The sequence below is a fragment of the Mesorhizobium sp. LSHC412B00 genome (assembly GCF_000503035.1).
Taxonomy (GTDB): domain Bacteria; phylum Pseudomonadota; class Alphaproteobacteria; order Rhizobiales; family Rhizobiaceae; genus Mesorhizobium.
The window spans coordinates 89,477-108,432 of record NZ_AYWB01000012.1 but is presented as its reverse complement, the minus strand read 5'-3'; the positions used below and the strand labels follow the sequence as shown (position 1 = coordinate 108,432).

Annotated in this window: 20 protein-coding genes; 11 read left to right on the top strand and 9 right to left on the bottom strand. The window is 62.0% G+C overall.

Annotated features, from left to right (window positions below):
* Positions 1–70 precede the first annotated feature (70 nt).
* On the bottom strand, positions 71–2,659 hold the full coding sequence (locus X757_RS143940) for an AAA family ATPase (RefSeq protein ID WP_031251429.1): 2,589 nt from the start codon (positions 2,657–2,659) through the stop codon (positions 71–73).
* Between the two features lie 244 nt (positions 2,660–2,903).
* Here X757_RS143940 and X757_RS143945 point away from each other — a divergent pair, with 244 nt between their 5' ends.
* From X757_RS143945 to X757_RS143980, 8 genes are all read left to right on the top strand, one after another.
* Positions 2,904–3,176 carry a DUF4242 domain-containing protein gene (locus X757_RS143945; RefSeq protein ID WP_023727005.1) on the top strand — a complete coding sequence of 91 codons (273 nt, stop codon included), beginning with the start codon at positions 2,904–2,906 and terminating at the stop codon, positions 3,174–3,176.
* Positions 3,154–3,459, top strand: coding sequence for a hypothetical protein (locus X757_RS1000000166865; RefSeq protein ID WP_084624964.1), 306 nt, complete (start codon positions 3,154–3,156; stop codon positions 3,457–3,459). Before X757_RS143945 ends, X757_RS1000000166865 begins: the two co-directional genes overlap by 23 nt.
* A 158-nt stretch (positions 3,460–3,617) precedes the next feature.
* On the top strand, positions 3,618–4,121 hold the full coding sequence (locus X757_RS143950; RefSeq protein ID WP_023694007.1) for a hypothetical protein: 504 nt from the start codon (positions 3,618–3,620) through the stop codon (positions 4,119–4,121).
* A 264-nt stretch (positions 4,122–4,385) separates the two neighbouring features.
* Positions 4,386–5,789: a lipopolysaccharide biosynthesis protein gene (locus X757_RS143955; RefSeq protein ID WP_023727004.1), complete on the top strand. Its 1,404-nt coding sequence runs from the start codon at positions 4,386–4,388 to the stop codon at positions 5,787–5,789.
* Positions 5,789–7,069 (top strand): GNAT family N-acetyltransferase, encoded by a 1,281-nt coding sequence (locus X757_RS143960; RefSeq protein WP_023727003.1) that lies wholly within the window; start codon positions 5,789–5,791, stop codon positions 7,067–7,069. Before X757_RS143955 ends, X757_RS143960 begins: the two co-directional genes overlap by 1 nt.
* Before the next feature lie 75 nt (positions 7,070–7,144).
* Positions 7,145–8,296 carry a YncE family protein gene (locus X757_RS143965; protein WP_023727002.1) on the top strand — a complete coding sequence of 384 codons (1,152 nt, stop codon included), beginning with the start codon at positions 7,145–7,147 and terminating at the stop codon, positions 8,294–8,296.
* Positions 8,297–8,435: 139 nt separating this feature from the next.
* Positions 8,436–9,011, top strand: coding sequence for a cation transporter (locus tag X757_RS143970; protein ID WP_023673757.1), 576 nt, complete (start codon positions 8,436–8,438; stop codon positions 9,009–9,011).
* A gap of 1,276 nt (positions 9,012–10,287) precedes the next feature.
* Complete coding sequence (locus X757_RS143980; protein WP_023726999.1) at positions 10,288–10,473, top strand: hypothetical protein; 186 nt, start codon at positions 10,288–10,290, stop codon at positions 10,471–10,473.
* Between the two features lie 106 nt (positions 10,474–10,579).
* Here the strand turns inward: X757_RS143980 and X757_RS143985 are convergent, their stop codons facing one another.
* Positions 10,580–11,266, bottom strand: a complete 687-nt coding sequence (locus X757_RS143985; protein WP_023726998.1) for a DUF2726 domain-containing protein — start codon at positions 11,264–11,266, stop codon at positions 10,580–10,582.
* Between the two features lie 120 nt (positions 11,267–11,386).
* Positions 11,387–12,262: an RNA ligase family protein gene (locus X757_RS143990; protein WP_023726997.1), complete on the bottom strand. Its 876-nt coding sequence runs from the start codon at positions 12,260–12,262 to the stop codon at positions 11,387–11,389.
* A gap of 124 nt (positions 12,263–12,386) precedes the next feature.
* Here X757_RS143990 and X757_RS143995 point away from each other — a divergent pair, with 124 nt between their 5' ends.
* Positions 12,387–12,569: a DUF3606 domain-containing protein gene (locus tag X757_RS143995; protein WP_023726996.1), complete on the top strand. Its 183-nt coding sequence runs from the start codon at positions 12,387–12,389 to the stop codon at positions 12,567–12,569.
* A gap of 225 nt (positions 12,570–12,794) precedes the next feature.
* Here X757_RS143995 and X757_RS144005 read toward each other — a convergent pair whose 3' ends face one another.
* Entirely contained in the window at positions 12,795–13,298 is a 504-nt protein-coding gene (locus X757_RS144005) for a ribonuclease H (protein ID WP_023726994.1), read from the bottom strand.
* 688 nt (positions 13,299–13,986) lie between these two features.
* A complete protein-coding gene (locus X757_RS144015) occupies positions 13,987–14,442 on the bottom strand; it encodes a hypothetical protein (protein ID WP_198024417.1) in 456 nt (151 codons plus the stop codon).
* Positions 14,443–15,364: 922 nt separating this feature from the next.
* On the opposite strand from X757_RS144015, the gene X757_RS144020 reads away from it, so the two are divergent.
* Positions 15,365–16,000, top strand: a complete 636-nt coding sequence (locus X757_RS144020) for a hypothetical protein (protein WP_156933460.1) — start codon at positions 15,365–15,367, stop codon at positions 15,998–16,000.
* Positions 16,001–16,177: 177 nt separating this feature from the next.
* On the opposite strand, the gene X757_RS144025 is transcribed toward X757_RS144020, so the two are convergent.
* Positions 16,178–16,813: a recombinase family protein gene (locus tag X757_RS144025; protein WP_023726990.1), complete on the bottom strand. Its 636-nt coding sequence runs from the start codon at positions 16,811–16,813 to the stop codon at positions 16,178–16,180.
* A gap of 166 nt (positions 16,814–16,979) precedes the next feature.
* Here X757_RS144025 and X757_RS144030 point away from each other — a divergent pair, with 166 nt between their 5' ends.
* Positions 16,980–17,660, top strand: a complete 681-nt coding sequence (locus X757_RS144030; RefSeq protein WP_156933459.1) for a hypothetical protein — start codon at positions 16,980–16,982, stop codon at positions 17,658–17,660.
* Between the two features lie 91 nt (positions 17,661–17,751).
* Here the strand turns inward: X757_RS144030 and X757_RS144035 are convergent, their stop codons facing one another.
* Genes X757_RS144035 through X757_RS1000000168090 form a run of 3 tightly spaced genes read right to left on the bottom strand, consistent with a single transcriptional unit; the run spans position 17,752 to position 18,775 of the window.
* The gene (locus X757_RS144035; RefSeq protein WP_023726988.1) at positions 17,752–18,072 is read right to left on the bottom strand and encodes a DUF6804 family protein; all 321 of its coding nucleotides are present in this window, start codon (positions 18,070–18,072) and stop codon (positions 17,752–17,754) included.
* A 44-nt stretch (positions 18,073–18,116) separates the two neighbouring features.
* On the bottom strand, positions 18,117–18,500 hold the full coding sequence (locus X757_RS1000000166855; protein ID WP_031251422.1) for a DUF805 domain-containing protein: 384 nt from the start codon (positions 18,498–18,500) through the stop codon (positions 18,117–18,119).
* Positions 18,500–18,775, bottom strand: coding sequence for a hypothetical protein (locus X757_RS1000000168090; protein WP_023726986.1), 276 nt, complete (start codon positions 18,773–18,775; stop codon positions 18,500–18,502). Before X757_RS1000000168090 ends, X757_RS1000000166855 begins: the two co-directional genes overlap by 1 nt.
* Between the last annotated feature and the right edge of the window lie 181 nt (positions 18,776–18,956).

Sequence of the window (18,956 nt, the reverse complement as noted above, 5' to 3'; positions counted from 1 at the left end):
GGGAGATGTCCGGCAGGACAGAGGGGGGTGCGAAGGATCGCGACCTCTCGGTCCAACCCTCGTCAAAACCTCACAACAACCCCGAATCGCGCGCCGCCGCCGTCGCTTCGCCGCGCGAGACCGCGTCCAGCTTGCCCAGCACCGCCGAGACATGGTGATCGACCGTCTTTGGCGAAATCGTCAATTGCTCGGCGATCCGCTTGTTGGACAGGCCGCGTTCGATCAGCTGCAGCACCTGCATCTGGCGCAAGGTGAGGCCGGCGAGGTTGGCGCGCGTCGAGCGGCGCGGGCCGCGGGCGATGCCGCCAACGCCGTTCCTGCGCATGATATCGCGCAGGCGCTGGGCCGCCGGCCTTGCCCCCAGGCCGTCGAAAATATCCAATGCCAGACGCTGCCCCTCGTCATCGCCGAGGATGAGCGCCAGTCCGCGCTCGTATGGCGCATTCAATTCGGACCAGAGTGCCGAAGCCGAACGCCAGTCGCCGGTCAGGAGCAGCCGGTATGGTGTCGCCATCTCGGCGGTGTCGCCGGCCGGCATATCGGGAGAGAGCAATGTTCGCCACAGAGCCAGCTCACCGACATGGGCACGCGAGCGCACCGGCGTTTCGGCGCGGGTGATCAGCGCCAGCGCCTCTTGCCTGTCGGCCAGGCCCAGCCATGCCTGCTCCGCCATCAGCGCCGCGTAAGAGCTCAGCATCTGCAGGTCGCCGCCGCTTCCGACCAGACGCGCCATTTCGGCGAACAGCGGCTCGGCCGAGGGATCGCCGCGCCTCAGGCGCAGTTTCGCCAGTGCCAGCAGCGCCGGAAACCGGCCCACGGTGGTTGTCCGCTCATTGTCGATGACATCGCTTGCCGTCGCGGCGGCCTCATCCCATTGGCCCTGACGCAGCTGCACATCGGCCAGCATGCCCCTGAGATAGTCGCGCCAGGTGCCGAGGTCGTTCTCGGTGCAATAGTGGATGCCGCTCTCGAGCACCGGACGTGCCGCGTCGTAGCTCATCTGGGTGATCTCGAAACAGGCGCGGTTGGTGAAGGCGCGCGCGGCATGCTCCTGGAAATTGCCCTGGAGCGCAATTTCAAGGCTTTGGTCGAGGCGCAGGCGTCCCGCATCCGGATTGAGCCACTGCTCGACGCAGCCGACATTGTTGAGGGCATGCGAGGCGATGTCGGGACGGTTCATGCGCGCAGCCAGCGCCGCTGCCTTCTCGCCATAGAACAGCGTGTCTTCCACCCTCTCCGACAGCATCGCCAGATGTGAGAGGTTCGAATAGGCCATGGCGAGTTCGGGACCGGCGGGAGCCGCTTCCAGCATCGCCACAGCCTCGGCGCCGAAGGCGGCCGCCGCCTCGCGGTCATCGCCCATTTCGCTCAGCCGGGAGAGCCATCTCAGGCTGTCGCCCTCCTTCAGCCTGTTGCCGTCTGCCTGATGCAACCGGCGCGCCTGTCCCTGCGCTGCAAGCGCATCATCGATCTTGCCGATGAGATGGCACTCGAAGGCATGACTTTCGTAGAGCGCGGCGCGCTCGATCACCGGCAGGCTGTCGGCCTGCTGCAAGGCGATCTCGTAATAGCCGGCGGCATCGCGATGGGCGCCGACGCGCGACGCCTCGCGCGCGGCGATTGGCGCAAGTTCGCGCACCGCCGCCAGATTGTGCGCCTCGACCGCATGATGCACCAGGCGGCCTGTGGAGACGTCGCCATTTTCGAGCAGTGCCGCCAGCGCACGCTGGTTGAACTGCCGCCTGTGCGACGTCGTCAGCATCATTTCGATGGCGCGTCGCGCGATGTCGTGGCGGAAGGCGTAGCCGTCGCCCAGATCGTCAAGCAGGCCGTTGGCGACACACTCGGCCAACTGGCCGGCGCTGGCGACGCCGCACAGGCCTTGCAAGGCCCAGGCGTCGGCGCGGCGCGGAAACACCGACACCGCGTCGAGCATGGCCCGGGCGCCAACCGACAGCCGCTCGGCCCGCGCCAGCACCGCGTCGCGCACGCTTGCCGGCAGCGCCATTTCGTTTTCGGCGCACAACAATTCGGTGACGAAGAAGGCATTGCCTGCGGTCGCCCGGTAGATGGCGTCGCCATCGCGGCCGGCCGCATCGGCGAGCGACAGCACGGCCGCCTCGCTGAGCAGCGGCACGTCGATGCGCGCCACGCTGCCGGCCGGGATTTCGCCCAGGGCGCGGCGCACCCGCATCTGTCCTTCGCTGCGGTCGGTGCGGGCCGTCAGCAACAGCAGGATGTGGGTGTTGACGATACGCCGGCCGAGGAAGCGCACGAAATCGAGCGTGGCATCATCGGCCCAGTGCAGGTCTTCGATCACCAGCAGGCTCGGTCCCTTGGCCGCAAAGGCGTCGAGCGCATCGGAAAACAGCGGCAGTCTCTGCCCATGCCGGGCGTCGATTGCGCGCGGCAGCGCCCATTGCGCCTCACGGGCCAGATCGTAAAGCGGCCCCAGCGGATCGGGGATCGACAGATCCTCGCAAGCGCTGCGCAACATTGCCGCGCTCTGCCCGACACGGGCCGCGAACGCCTCGACAATCGCCGTCTTGCCGGCGCCGGCCTCCCCCGCCAGCACCGCGACTCGGCCATGGCCGCCTATTGCATCGCCAAGCAGTGTCTCGAGCTGCTGCAGCTGCGTCTGCCGTTCCAGAAGCATCATTGTCATCGTCTCACAGGATCGGAGTTTTCCCACCATGGCGGGCCGCTCACGATTAGCCCGTGAAGAAAGCGACGCAATGTGACTTTGCACACATTGCCGTGCCTCTTTCCACAAAGAACGACGCCAATATAGGGAATCGTCCCGTCCAATATGGGGAATCGTTCCGATGCGCGGGCCGGGCCGGCGTGGTCAACGTCCAGCCGCGCTCCGATCGAGCGTGAACCAATGGAAAAGGAAGTCTTCCATGCCTCGCTATCTGATTGAACGCACATTTCCGGACGGCCTCAACATTCCGATGACCGACATCGGCGCCACTGCGGTCGGCGGCGTCGTCATGCGCAATGCCGAAAAGGGCGTCACCTGGATCCAGTCCTTCGTCACGCCCGACAAGAAGCACAGCTTCTGCATCTACGACGCGCCGACGCCCGAAGCGATCCGCAGCACCGCTGAGAAAAACTCGCTGCCGGTCGACAAGATCACGGAGGTGCGGGTTCTTGACCCTTACTTTTACCTCTGATCCTGCGTTCGGTCGCCACGACGATGAGCATCAAACTGTCCTTCGCGGCCGTGGCGAACTGCCTGATGGCCTGCCGCTCGGTGGAATCGGGCCTGTCCTGGGAAAAACCGGCCGGCCAATCTCCGTGCTCGGCCGTCTATGGCGGTTCGCGTCGAAGCTGCCTGCGTATCTGTCTGAAAGGCGGCGCTTGCCCCCGGAAGGCGACTATCTGAGGCGCGACATCGGGCTCTCGGAGCGGGACGTCCCGCAGGAATATTGGCAATATTACTTTTGGGATCGTTGATTTTGCACGGTTTTTAAGGGTTGCGGCCAAAGCCCGGCAACGGAAGCCGCATCGCATGAACCGGGACGGACAAACCAAATCCTAAACCAACGCCGCAGCGTTTCGGGCAGCCTGATCGGCCGCCGTCGCCTTAAGCGTCAACAAACGGACGGAAGACCATGACCATAACTCTTTGGACGACACGCTTCGCGGCTTTCGCCGCCATCTCGATCGCGGCGGGTGCGGCCGCCCAGGCGCACGACGCCAATCCGCTGGCCGAAAAGGTGCGCGCCGCCAACAGCCGCTTCGAAAATGTGGCAGCCGCCACTGCCGAAGGCTATGCCCCCATCCCTTGCGCCAGCGGCATCACCGGCGGCGCCATGGGCATCCACTATGTCAACGGCGCCTATCTCAAGGACGATGCCGTCGATGTCGCCAAGCCCGAAGCGGTGATGTACGAGCCGACGGCCGACGGCAGCCTGAAGCTGATAGCGGTCGAATACATCACCTCGAAGGGCCCGGCCTCGCTCGAAGGCCAGCTGTTCAACTTCAACAGCGCCCCCAATCGCTACGGCCTCGGCCCGTTCTACGAACTGCACGTCTGGGCATGGAAACAGAACCCGACGGGCGCCTTTGCCGACATGAACCCGAACGTGTCGTGCGACGCCATGAAGGGGATGTAACGCCTCACATGTGACACCTCGGGCACCGGACATCCGGTGCCTGGCCATCCCCCTTGGCGGGGGAGGGGCGAGCGAAACGCCGACCGGCTCCCCAGTCTTCCCCGGCGTTCGCTCGCCTTTTATTATGCCCCGGCATACGATGACGCACCTTGCACACGCGGCCGTCCTTGGCCCCTCGGCGCACCCGCACCTGCCCACCCTTTCTTAAGGTGTTTCGGATACATCGAAAGCTTGGAAACAGGCGGAAAACGGAGAGACATCGGGGTGCGCTTTTCCGCGGCGACGACGGCCGGGCGGTTCTTGCCGCAGCGCTTGGCGTTGCGCATGGGGCCGCTGCTTGGCCGGATCGATGCGGTGCTGTTCACCGCCGACGAGCGCGGCGAAGCCGGGCGCATGTCGCTGATCGCCTTTGCCATCCGCATCGTCAGCGCCGTCATCGCCTTCATCAGCCAGGTGCTGATGGCGCGCTGGATGGGCTCGTTCGAATACGGAATCTTCGTCCTCGTCTGGGTGACGATGGTCATCGTCGGCAACCTCGCCTGCCTCGGCTTCCACACTTCGGTGATCCGCTTCATCCCCGAATACCGCGAACGCAACATGCTCGCCGAACTGCGCGGCATCGTGGTCGCCAGCCGCCTGTTCGTGCTGATTGCCTCGACCGCGATCGCCGGGCTTGGCGCACTGGGCGTCTGGCTGTGCGCGAACTGGATCGAGAGCTACTATGTAATGCCCTTCATCCTCGGCCTGTTCTGCCTGCCGATGATCGCCATGGGCGATCTGCTGCAAGGCCAGTCACGCGCCAATTCCTGGGCGTTGTTTGCGTTGTCGCCGACCTATCTGGTGCGGCCGGTGCTGATCCTGGCGCTGATGGCGCTGATGCTGGCGCTGGGCTATGCGCCCGACGCCAGGACAGCGATCTTCGCCTCGATCGCCGCCACCTACGCCACCACGCTCGGCCAGCTCATCGGCGTGACCACGCGCATGGGCAGGAATATCCCGTCCGGGCCGATGAAGGTGCATTTCGCCGAGTGGTTCATCGTCTCGCTGCCGATCTTCCTGGTCGAAAGCTTCTTCTTCCTGCTCACCAACGCCGACGTGCTGATGGTCGGCGCCTATCTCCAGCCCAATGACGTCGCCGTCTATTTCGCCACCGTCAAAACGCTGGCGCTGGTGCATTTCGTTTATTTCTCCGTCAAGGCCGGCGTCGCCCAGCGTTATGCGCAGTTCACCCATGGCGAACCGGAAAAGCTCGCCGCCTTCGCCCGCGAGACCGTGTCGTGGACGTTCTGGCCGTCGCTGCTGATGGCGCTGCTGGTGCTGGCGCTCGGCGAACCGATGCTGGTGCTGTTCGGGCCCGAATTCACCGACGGCTATCCGCTGCTGTTCCTGCTGGTGTTCGGCGTCGTGGCGCGCGCCGCCGTCGGCCCTTGCGAAAGCCTGTTGACGATGAGCGGCAACCAGAACATCTGCGCCGCCGTCTATGCCATGACGCTGGCCTTCAACATCGGCCTCAACGTGGTGCTGATCCCGCTCTTTGGCCTGTGGGGGGCGGCGATCGCCACCAGCCTCGCCATGGTCTTCGAGGCCAGCGCCCTGTCCTTCACCGTCTGGCGCAAGCTCGGCATCGTCATGCTGATCTTCGTGCCCGCTGCCGAGGAAGCCGCCTGATGGCCGCCATCCCGCTGATCGAGGAAACCAGCGGCGGTCCGGCCGGCGCCATGGTGTCCGGCCTTGCCGGCCTGGCGCGCGACGCCGATCCGGCGCACCTTGAGATCCTCGCCAACAACCGGCCGCTGCGCAAGCTGGCGATCTATCCGGCTTCGGCCGGCTTCGAACTGGTCGAGGAACTCGACTATCTGTGCACCCGCACGATCGAGCCCAACGTTTTCTTCAACCCGCGCTTTCTGGCGCCGGCCATGCCCAGGCTGGAAGATCGCGAGGTCAAGCTGGCGGTGATCCGCGACGGCGACGAATACCGCAACCGGCTGCGCCTGCTGGTGCCGTTCTCGGTCGAACGGCCGGCCGTGCCGCTCGGCGTTCCGGTGATGCGCACCTGGTCGAGCCCGTTCGGCCCGATCGGCACGCCGCTGGTCGACCATGACGACCCGATCGGCGTCGTCGAGGATTTCTTCGGCATGCTGTCGCGGCCGCATCTGAAGCTGCCGAAGGTCTTCGTGCTGCCCGACATGCGCCTCGACGGCCCGTTGGCCAGCGTGCTGGCCACCGTTGCCGAGACGCGCGGCCTGACAATGGTCACCACCGGCAAGGCGGACCGGCCGGTGCTCGAAAGCACCCTCGACGGCGAGGCCTATTTGAAAGCATCGCTGCGCGCGCACCACTACCGCGAATTCCGCCGCCTGAAACGGCGCCTGGGGGATCTCGGCAGGCTGGGACATATCGTGGCGCGGGGACCGGACGAAATCCGCCACGCCATCGAAAGTTTCCTGACGCTGGAGGCGGCCGGCTGGAAGGGCCGCGAGCGCACCGCCATGGCCATCGACCGCTACCGCGCCGCCTTTGCCCGCGAAGCCGTGCACCGGCTGGCCGAGCACGACATGTGCCGCATCCATTCGCTGACGCTGGACGGCCGCACGATCGCCTGCCTGGTCGTCTTCGTCGAGGCCGGCGTCGCCTACACCTGGAAGACCGCCTATGACGAGACGCTGGCGACCTATTCGCCGGGCACGCTGTTGATGATCGAGGTGACCAGGCAGCATCTCGACGACCCCAACATCATGATGACCGATTCCTGCGCCGTGCCCGACCATCCGGTGATGAGCCGGCTGTGGAGCGAGCGCAAGCCGATGGGCTCGCTGGTGATCGGGCTGACTCCGGATGCCGACCGCCTCGCCCGCCAGGCAGCCTCGCAGTTGCATCTCTACCGCGAGACCCGCAACATGGCCCGCCTGCTGCGCAATCGCGTGAAGAGTTTGCTGGGACGGCGATAGCCACTGGATCAACGGCAAGACACCAGCTATGGCTCCGGCGGCAATTTCGGCCGGCCTTCACGACAAGCCATCCTGATGATCAGAACCTTTTTGCGTCACGCCGGTCCCCGTGCGGCCTTTTCGCTGCTTGCACTGCTGCCTGTCCGCGCCTGGGCCGATAGCTGTCCCGAGGATTGCAGCGAGCCCGCGCCGTCCATCAACATCTACAGCCACACCGCCGCCGGCCATCTCAGCCCGGCCACGCTGGGTGCACTGCCGCGCGTCTATGTGCCGAACCGCTCCTCCAACAGCGTCACGGTGATCGACACCATGACACTCAAGGAAGTCGACAGGTTCCCGGTCGGCAGCAAACCGCAGCACGTCGTGCCGTCCTGGGACCTGAAGACGCTCTGGGTCGCCAACAATGGCACCGGCAAGAACGGCAGCCTGACGCCGATCGACCCGATGACCGGCAAGCCCGGCCCGCAGATCGCCGTGGACGATCCCTACAATTTGTATTTCATGCCGGGCGCGGCCATCGTCGTCGACGAAGCCCTGGAGCGGCTCGATTTCCGCGATCCCGACACCATGGCGCTGAAGTCGAGCCTGCCCACACCCACTTGCCCCGGCATCAACCACGCCGATTTCTCGGCCGACGGCGCCTACGCGATTTTCACCTGCGAATACGGCAATGGCGGACTGGCCAAGATCGACCTGAAGAACCAGAAGGTGCTTGGCCATCTCGACTTTTCGAAAATGGGCATGCCGCAAGACATCCGCCTCTCGCCCGACGGCAAGGTCTTCTACGTCGCCGACATGATGAATGACGGCGTGTTCCTCGTCGATGGCGACAGTTTCAAGGAGATCGGCTTCATTCCGACCGGCATCGGCGCCCATGGCTTCGTCGTCAGCCGCGACGGCAAGCGGCTTTACGTCTCGAACCGCGGCTCGCACAAGATGGAGCAGGGCAAGGCAAAGGGCCCAGGCAGCGTGAGCGTGATCGACTTCGCTACCCGCGCGGTCGTCACGCAATGGCCGATCCCCGGCGGCGGCAGCCCCGACATGGGCAACGTCAGCGCCGACGGCAAACAACTATGGCTGTCCGGCCGCTTCGACAGTGCCGCCTACATGATCGACACGACATCAGGCGCGGTGACCAAGTTTCGGGTTGGCTCAGAGCCGCACGGCCTGACGGTGTGGCCACAGCCGGGGCGGTATTCGCAAGGGCATACGGGGAATATGCGCTAAGTCCGTGTTCGAGGCGCGGCTCGCACGCAAAAGGTCGCAAGGGCAACCGCCCATCGGCCGGGACCCGGAACGAGCAGGGGCTTTCCTTGGAAACCGCGAAGCTGTAGCTCCACACACTGGTTTCGGATACTGCCAGAAGATGAACCTTCGCCGCATCGTCCTCATCGTCGCGCTTCTCAATCTTGCCTATTTCGGGATCGAGTTCGCTGTGGCGCTCGCCATTGGATCAGTGTCCCTGTTCGCCGACAGCATCGACTTTCTTGAAGATGCTTCCGTGAACCTCCTTATCCTGCTCGCACTTGGGTGGTCTGTGCGCTCCCGTGCGCGGGTGGGGATGGCATTGGCGCTCATCCTTCTCATGCCGGGTCTGGCAACGCTCTGGACGGCTTGGGAGAAGTTCAACGTGCCGGTGCCGCCGCAGCCCATCGCCTTGACCTTGGCGGGACTTGGCGCTCTCGCCGTCAACCTGTCCTGCGCCTACATGCTGGCCGCGCACCGGCATCGTGGCGGCAGCCTCACAAAGGCGGCCTTCCTGTCGGCCCGCAACGACGCCTTGGCCAACATCGCCATTATTGCCGCAGGGTTGGTCACGGCCTTGCTCTGGCATTCCGCGTGGCCCGATTTGGCGGTGGGATTGGGGATCGCGGTCATGAACGCCGACGCGGCCCGCGAAGTGTGGGAAGCTGCCCGTGAAGAACACCGTGCGGCGGCCTGAGAGCACGTAGAGCGGGGCTACCGGCCGCCGCTGATTGGCGCTATCGCTGTCATCCTCAGCAGCCGCGGTTGGCTCTGTGTTCGAGGCACTGTTCGAACCCGGAGGGTTCGCAAGGGCGACCGCCCGTCGGCCGGTCAGGCCGCCCCATCGGAGCCCATGAGCGAAGCGAACTGGCGTGAGATCAAAAATGGTGCCCCTAGCCGGGACGGCGAGGGATTTCTAACTAGCGTTCCTACCCGAGCTTTATCTTTGAAATACAAGCGCTTGCGCGAGACCTGCTCCCGAGGCACCGATCCCTCGGTGTACCTTTCGATAGCCCGTCGGTGTACCTCTGTCAACGGACTGGCGGTCGCTTCAGCCCTATGAAGGGGGCGACGAACTCAAGCTCCTCTCAAGCATCTCCTGAACTTCAGCGAAGCTGTAAGGCCTTGAGAGGTTCTGGTCTTGGAACTTGGAATAGGTCCTACTTTGGCGATGGCTCTTTGCGGAGAAACAGACGACGACGCCATCCACAGCTTCAACTTGGTAGTTGGGCAATACGCCCTCCCCTCGCTTTCCATACCTCACCCGATTGCCGCCACTCGGCCGCCCCATGTTTTGCATGACACTGCGATAGTAGTCCGAGGACCTCACGTTCTCCCAGGCATTTGTCACAACCGCTCTCCTCTGTTTTTGGACGTTACCCGCTCTAATACGTTGCAGAGCCAAAGTTATTTACACCTTGAGCGACTTTATTTTCCGAGGCCCCTCACGGCCGCACTCGTGCCCACTCGGGGAAGCGTTTGAGAGCGGATGCCGTCGAAGATCAGATCGTCCGTCTTGGGATTGCCTATCTTCCTGTTGGCGAAGGCAACGCGGCCCCGCCCGCCTGAAGGTCGCCGGACGTGACGCTCAATTAGCGCAGGGGGTCACTGGCGGCGAAGAAAGAGGCCGTTTGCCACCACTCCCCCCACGGCTGGGTAGCACACGCTCGCAGATGAGCGCGGATGGCTGCGGCCTCTCTGATTTCGGTCCGAACTCGGGCTAGCTCGGCAAGCGAGGCAAGCATTTGCGCCCGCTGGTGCGCAAGGCTGGCGCGTAGGACCCGCGATAGCACGACGTGGTTGAAGGCTTCGGGTAGATGGAATTCCATGCCTCATGTAGCACGCCTGGCGGAGGATTTCCTAATCACCAAAATATGGCCGGCCGTCAGGTTCTATGTACGTTTTCGGACCAGAGGGCTTTCCCTGCGCAGCCCGCGCCCTAAAATTCGGTTGTGTTTCGATGGGGAAGCGAGATGCACGATGAGCACGGCCCGGCGCCGACCGCATCTGACTTGATTGTGCAGCGCTTGGTGCAAGAGGCCGGCATCACCGATGCACAGGCCCGCGAGCTTATTGTCGTATTGGGTGTGTACAATTGGGCGTCGCTTCTTCGAGAAGCGCGTTTTCTGAAAGGTGCCGGTTTATCAGAGCGGTGGTAGCTCCGACGATAGGTATAGGCCGATCCGTATTGTCGCCCCGATCAGCGCAGCGAAAGATGGCATACTCCACTGGTTGGCATTTCTCCCTGTAAACTGCCGAAACGCATCACAGATCGGGTTCCGCTGTAGGCGCACCGTCAGGCGGCGCAGAGCGCTCAACGAGTTTTTCGACCAGCCGTCTTAGGTCAGATGGCGTCGTGTGCCCGCCAATAATCTCGTGATACCCGATACCGGCCCGCCTCAACGCTTCCTTTTTGACGGCATCCCGTGCCGCTGCCTTCCCTTGGTGGTGCGCATGGCCTTGATATTCGAGCGCATGTCGAGGGCTGCAATTCTCATCCACAAGCAGGAGGTCCACGCGCTTCGAGTTGATGCAGCTATAGGCGTCTGCGTCTGCGCAGCGCAGAATTTCGCCCAACGACACTTGGGCCATCACCTGCCATCCCGGATTGCAGCCGATCACCATGCGATCAAGCTGTTTGAAGAGGCGCACCTCGCTCCTGTTCAAGAGCGGTTGGATTGTGAAGCTCGCCCCCATAACAATCCGCAACTGGTCTGCGGGATCAGTTGGTTTCAGTAGTGGCGCTACAGGTTTCGGGACAGGCCACAGGCCGCCCAGAATGTCGCCGTCGTGGCGCCCGCTTACCCCGCGCCAGCGGTTCCTCCGCTTCCATTCCTGCCTCCGCTTCCGCGACAGGAAACGCTCCAACGCCATGCCCGCGAAGGCACCAATCAAGAGGATGCCGAGTAGCGGAATGATTTGCTGCGCTTGCTCATTTAGCTCTGGCGGCATGCAAGTAGGATACCTCGTCGCACCGAACTGAAACTGTAACAGTAAAGAAGGTTGCGGTCAGGGGGTAGTCCCGTCCACGCCAAGCGGGACAGCCCATCCTCTGACCCGCTCACCACGAGGTCACTCTTCCCAGAAGTCCTTCAGCGACGCATGGCGAAGCTTCTCCTCACCCTTGAGGAACTTGACCCGCCCTACCAATCCCGGCTTCAGCCACTCGGCCTTCTCTCTGGCAAGCCCTTTGGGCGGCGGAGCGCCGACCCTACCTTGAACGCGGTCCCACAGGGCCTGCCTCTTATCCGCCTTGAAGGTGACGAAGGCGCCTCCCATGTAGTGGCCCTTGTCTGCCATGAGCACCACGGCCGGCTTTCCGGTCTCTCGCTTCACGCCGATGATGTCCATTTCCTTCTCGACGTAGCACTTGATCTTGCGCCAGTTCATCGTTGCGCCGCTGCGGTAGGGGCTGTCGAGGCGCTTCGAGACGATGCCCTCCAGGTTGGCCTCGCAGGCAAGGAGGTAGACGGCATCTCCGGTGCCCGGAAGCGCCTCGCTGAACTGAATATGCCCGCCGGCTGGGATGAGCGCCTGTAGGATTTCTCGCCTGTCCTTCAGCGGCATGTCGCGCAGATCGCGGCCATCAAGGTGCAGGAGGTCGAAAGCCACTAAATAAAGGTCTTGGGGCCGTCTCGTGATGGCCGAGCGAAGCGCATGGAAGTCCGAAAGTCCCGCCTCGTTCGTGACGATAGTCTCTCCTTCGATAATGAAACTCTCCGCCGCAATCGTCTTCGCCTCTTCGGCAAGTGGCCGGTACTTGTCTGTCCAGTCGAAGCCGTTTTTGGTGTAGAAGCGAATGCCGTCAGCGTCCTTGATGATTTGGGTCCGGTAGCCGTCGAACTTGACCTCATGGCCCCATTCGCCACCTTTGGGCGGCTGTTCGACCAGCTCGGGCTCCATAGGGCGGATGAAGCGCAACTGGACCCCGCTGTCAGGCTTACGCATGCGAACCCCGCTACTCCGATTTCACACAATATCGGGAACCTGTAAGCGTTCCGTTAGATCTTACTAAAATAGCAGACGGGAACATTCGTGCGCGGTGGAGGTTCCTGCGCAGGAGGATTGATCGATGCCCGACGACGAGAGCAAACGCGTTTTTCACGACCTCGACAGGAGTGATGAACAATATGAGGTCGCCTACTTGGCCCGGAAATTCCAGCTCACCATGCCGGAAGCCCGAGAGCTAATCAGGAAGCATGGCAGTGACCGTGCCACCATTGAGCGCGAAGCGAAGGCGATGGCCGGCCTTTGACGAAGCTATCAGACCTCGGACCGCCGATTGTGGGCAAACGACATGGTGGCGAGCCTGTGAAAGAGCGGGACCATCTTCATCGGTGTGAGAGGTGCGGCCAGTGGGTCGATGAGCGCGACCTCCGGCAGGTCATCTGGCATGAGCAGCCGGGGCACGAGCCGCTGGAGATGGATGCATGAGTAGCGCCCCGGCACATCGCTGCACCGGGCCGATACTAGGCGGCCATTAACCGCCTTGGGCTAGTTGCAGCGCTTGCCTTGCGGCCGCGTTTGCAAGCGCATCGACTTCCTCGTTGTGAGGGTCCCCGGCGTGGCCCTTGACCCAGTGCCAGGAGATGTCCCGGCCTGCGGACAGTGTGAGAAGCTCTTGCCAAAGGTCCCTGTTTGCCACCGGCCTCTTGTCACCGGTCCGCCACCCCCGGTTAATCCAACCGGAGAGCCACTCGTTCATTCCCTTACTGACCAGATTATTGTCGCAGAAGACCGCGACCGGAGTGCCGTCGTTTTCCGGAAGGGCGCGGAGGGCTCCGATGGCTCCGCTCATTTCCATCCGGACGTTGGTTGTCTGCGCCGGTTCCGAGCCGACGACTTGCGTCCGGCTGATCTCCTGATCGCCGTCCATGACTTTGATGGTTGCAGCCCAGCCACCGGGGCCGGGGTTGCCAATACATGCGCCGTCGCAATGGACGACGAGCCGGAGGCCCGAAGGCCCCTCGGTGAAAGTGCTCATACGCTTGCTCCTCGTGGGATAAGTTTTGAAGGTGTTGTGGGCTTGGGTAATATGTCTATGTACGTCACGCCTACCAACTCGGTGGTACTGATCTAGGCAGCACTCCGCTGCCACTCTAACCACTTGTCACGCTGGGCCTGCCGTATGCCGGCAAACTTGCTGACAAGCTGCTGACTGACTTCAACAATAGAGGCGATTTCCGACTGTGACAGAGACGGAAAGTGGTCAATCAACCAACAGATTTCCTGCTGGGTTCTCATGGGGTGTAACCGGCCCGCTTTGAACCGCTGAAGGGCAGAAGCGGCCGAACCGCTCTCCCCCTTCGAGGTGTTGGCGTGAAGCTTGTCCGCAGTCTCGACCCAGCGTTCAGCAATCCACTGTTGGGCTTCAGGACCGACCACATCGAACGGGTAGCTCCCTTTAGGCTGGAGGCGCTTCCCCCACCCGCGTTGGACGACCCATCGTGCAAGGCGCTGTCTACTATGACCACCACGGTCTTCAATCTGTAGAACGCCCATCTCTCGGAGAATGGTCCTCGCTTTTCTCGGGCCTGCTCTGAAACTCGTACCCATCTCGGTTATGGTGATCCATTCACCCTTGCTGAACCGGACAAGCTCTCCGGTCTTTCGGTCGAGTACCTCGTCAAAGTACTCCACCGCCTAGCTGTCCCTCCTCCGTTCAATGGCTGTCACACCAACTCCCGAAGGGCTTGGTTGATTTCGTCAGTCATCGCTTGCTTCCTTTCTTGATCACGTTTTTCGAGTTCGGCGAGTTGTAGTCCAGCACCCCCAAAGGCGGCTGTCAGGTCACTAGCGACAATCATTCCTGCCTTGGGAGCAAGCTCCCGGTAGACACGCTCCTGCTTGCCCGTTCGGTGGTCGTAGCGAAGCCCCGACTGTCTGCTGGAGAGTGCCCGCACCCGCTTGACCAGTTGCAGTCGAAAGGCCGCATCGGACAGAAACCGCTCCGGCCTCTCGCTCCACAACATGAACATCGCCATCGCAGTGCCGGCTATGTCCCTTGCGGAGCATTCCGCATCGAGGTTGATGACCTCATGCGCTGCTTGTCGCTGGTAGCGGCTTTGGACCCGGTTGCTGGCGGTGTCCCTCGCCGAGCTTGCCATGGCGGCCCAGCGGGCATCCAAGTGGCCCCAAAGGGGGCTATGGTCGTTCTTGGCGATACGCTCCTGGACGCGGGCGACGTAGGGAGCAAGCTCGCTTCGCCTGATGGCAGTCTGCTCGACATCGCCCTGGCGCCGTAGTCGGCTCTTGTGGCGCCGACAGTGCGGGCTGAAGCGGGAGGATGTAGGTGCGCCGCAATGTGCAGCGCGACATGTTCTCATTCATTTCTCCTAATGTTTGTATCCGCCCCTAAGCACAGAGGGACGGATGAATTGAAAAAAAGGCCGAGTTTCCCCGACCATGATTTGATGGTGTCTGGTCGCCGCCGGGTGTCGTCCTGACCTGCCCGGTTCACGGTTCCACCTTGTGGGTTTCCCCCCTTGGTTCCGCTCCCGCTCCGGAGGCTAATCCGGATTGGCGGCAAATGCGGTGCTCGCATGTCCGGCAGAGTGCCGGTCCCGAATGCGAAGTCCGCTTCCATGACTATGGTTCGGCCGGGGATCATCGTCTTGCCCCGTACGGTCCCGCTGCGGCCCCTAAGCGCACTTCAGGCATGGCTGCAATCGACCGGGCTGTTCGCAGTACAGCCAAACTGGTTTTGGATTGGGGCTCTTGGGCCGGGGGCCGGTTTGAGCAGGTTGGACTTCAGGGTTCAGCGGTCAGGACTAGCCCACCGCTCGGGTATGCGTGGACCCAATATGGTGCACTTCGGAGGCGGCGTCAACGACAATAACGCAGTTATTTCAAGAAGATAGGTAACATCAGAAACCTAATCTGGTGCGGAGCCTTGCAGCACAAGGCGTTGGCGGGCTCTTGTGCCCGAAGTGTGCCCAAGAAAGTTGCCGACGGCCGCCCTTTGCCCCTTGGCAGAAGGCGGCACCGGGTCTATATGCTCTCATGTTGATCTGGTTTTGCGCTAGCCAGCGCATCTTAAAGGAGATGACAGTGTCGATTTTCATGCTGATAGAGAACGCCAAACCGCTTGCTGACGGCATTTGGTCCGGGAGCACTCCCCCTCACACGCTACAGATGCTTGGCGAGCCAAAAGCGTCAAAGGGGACGATAAGCATTCTGGGCGTCGAAGAGCCCGTGTTCGATGGCAGCGCCAAAAGCGTCCGCTTTGACGCGTCCAGGACGACCGTGCTGAACTTGGGCACATCTGATCGCCTGCTGATCGTCGCGCAAAACTCGACGGGAGGTACCGATGCCGGATCACAGGAGAGCATCTCCTTTGGCCCGGGAGATAAGGAATTCCTCCGGGTGGCTAGGACCGTGCTCACCGGCGCTCCTATGAAGACCGCCGAGCAAGTGTTGCGTGGCGTGCGGGCAGCCTCCTCTGGTGATCTGAAGAGGGGGAAGAGGTTGAACTTCAGCAACGTGCCGGACAATTTCTGGTATGTGATTGTGCAGCCCCGCGTGCAGGGTCTCTCGATTACTGTAAGGGGGCTGCCCGAACGCTTCGGCCCTTCCAAACTCGAACTGAAGATTGACCGGCCCGGCTACACGCGTTTTCAGGTCGCAAACCCGGAAGATGTTCAAGAGGCCCTGCGGATCATCGGTCTGTCCAAGAGGCGGGCATAGCGGCCCCTCGGTGTACGAAGTGTGTATCCACGCCCGTCTCGCGTTGAGCGGGCGGCAGCAGTCTCATGCGAAGACCCCTTATCGTCCGGTAACCTTCCTGATGAACGCCACTGCTCCGCACACGCCATAGAGGACGAGGAAGGTCATTGCCAATGTGTAGACCATCTCGGCGCCCCCTCACATACCCCAAGCCGCAAGTGCCTTCTCGGCGGCCGCAGGGTCTTCCTTGATCCGCAGCACTGTCTGACGCGTGAGCCCTGATGCCTTGGCGGCGGCGGACGTTCCCTGCCCCTGCGCCAGCATGTCAGCAACGGCACGGAGCGCGGCTCGGTCATAGCTGGGCTTCCGACCCCTATAGCGGTCCTCCTGCCCCCGAGCGGCCTCTATTCCTGCCCGCTGGGCCTCTTTCGTGGCCTCGGCCTGTGCTTGGGCCGTCGCGGCCATGAAGGCGATGAGCGCGTCCCTCACGGCCTGCTGCATGGGGTCTTTCGTGGCCCCGTCGAAGGTCATGTTGTTGATGACGGTCCGGACGACCACGCCCTTGCGCATCAGCTCGCGGATTGTGTCGCAAACGTCCTGATAGTTGCGGCCCAGCCGGTCAACCCAACGCACAACAAGCGTGTCTCCCCGGCGCAGCATATCCCGAAGCCTGCGGCCCTCGGGGCGCTCGGCAAGCGTGGTGCTCACTCCGGACACCCCGTGGTCGGCCACTACGTCGTCTATCGTGAACCCGGCGGCCTCCGCATGGGTCCGCTGGTGTTCGAGCGTCTGGTCAACGGTTGAGACGCGGGCGTAGAGAATGGTCTTGGACATGGGGCTTCCTCGTTGTCCGTTAGCGTGGTGTCCGCTGACTAGACTGTCCGTTGATCGAAGTCAACCCTAGCGGACACTCTTTCAGACACGACCTCCCATGTACGTTGGGCTATACCCTAGCGGGCTGTCCCGTTAAGGGTGGGCGAGCAGACTTCAGGAGCGCGTCGTGAATGACCAACAAAAGAGACCTTACTCCGGACCGACCGGCGTTCGGATAGTTGATGGCCATCTCCATGTGGAAGGCTATCCGGACGCATCTTTCGTGGTCATCCTGAAATCGAAACTGGCAAAGAGGCTTGAGCGGCTCCGACTGCACCAATCGGCCCTTATGTTTTGCGTGAACGCTCTACGCGAGTTGGGCCGCGTCCCAGCCGAGCAGCAGATGGTGCGAGAGGCGATGCTTGTCGGGATCGCCGTGAAATTCTTTTCCTGCTTTGGCGAAAACAGAGTTGTTGGCCCCTTAAAAGCGGAGCGGGTGTTCAAGGGAATGCCGGACGCCCTCGACGGCTTCAATTACTGGAGGGCGATCCGCGATAAACATCTGGTGCACAATGAGAGTGAAATGTCGTTTACGGCACCGAGCCTCGTGCTCGGCTCACTTGGGGAAGTGCAAGACATCTTGTCCCTCATGATTATGCCGGGCCTGACTGATCATGCGCACTTGCAGCTGCTTTATAACCTAGTCGATCACACTGCAAAGCATGTCGAAGAGGAGGTATTAGTGCTGCTTCCCCGTCTCTTCGCAGAGGCGAACTCGATGACTGCCGAAGACAGGTTAGCTTTGCCTCAAGTCACGTACAATGTGCCCAAAGCGGGGGCCGAGACGCGACAGCGGCCGCGAGGTTGAAGGCGGCCCCGTGGGGGGTATCGCGGTTCCGCAATTGTCGAGTTCAAGCCCTCGGATTTTTCCGCCATTTTCAGGCGACCCTCACTAACCGCTATTGGCCTTTTGAGGTGTCTTTGCGCGACCAACCCGTCAACCCAAAGGTCGCGAACACAGCAGCGCCAACCAGGTCAAAGACGGCCCAAACCTCGCGGACGAGGTATATGGGAGCGATCGGATTGAACAGCGCCGCTACAGCCGCGAAAGAAATCACCCACGGTGTCCACCGCTTGGCGAGTTGATATTGATCCCACGCGATGGCCACAGCCCACACCGTGACGACAACTCGAAGCAATTGATAGTAAGCGTAGGGCCATGGGGCCAGCGCCAGAACGAGGGCGACAGCAGGGATCAGCGCGGCTTGATGCTTGGTCATCTTCGGATCACCCTCGGCTCCTGTGAGTGAATGTCGGTCGGTCCCTAGAGCACCGCTAGTGGGTCCGGTCCGTAACGATTCGGTCCAACAGTTCCAGGCACGACACACAGCACGAGAATGAACGCCAATGTCGCAGCGCCCCCGACGTAGTTGTCGGCGATCCCAACAGGAAGCCACAAAAGAGCCAGCCACCCTGTAAGCCCCATGTCTCGCAGGCGCTGGCCTGTAAGGAAGTATTGGCAGAGCACAAACGGCACGAGAAAAACGAGTAAGATCAGATAGCCGTTTCGCTTCGAGGGCGCGAAAACCCACAGAACCAAGACGACGCACACGAGGACGCCGACGAGCAGCAGGTTTGCCAGCACGAAGCTCTGCCTATTTCGCCTTATTGAGGCAGAAAACCATCCATCATGCGGCGCCAATCCCATCAGCGGCCAGCCACACCTTGGACAATGGAAACAACGACGGCGGCTATCACATACCAAAAGAACAAAATAAGAGCCTGCCAGATGGGCCACCCCCATGCCGTAACGGCTCCGTAAACACCGAACCCGGCACCGACAATTGGTATGTAGGTAAGAAACGCCGCGATGATGAAACTCGCGAATCCTCCTACTCGAAAGGCATGTCCTGCGCCGTCCGCAATGGCGAAAAGCTGTACGAACCCTATGATAAAATAGGCTATTACAAAAAATACTTGCATGTCCCACCCCTTGTTCGTCTCGCCGCGAATGTAACACCGCGATACGTGCCAGCATCAAGTGCCGACAGCAAAGGACCTTCGGATATCACAGCTTTTTACAGGTCAGTGCGGCGCTTCTGGTGCTAACTGACTGGCCCGGTCCCGTTCCACCGGATGAACGCCACTTCTTTCCCGGTAACTT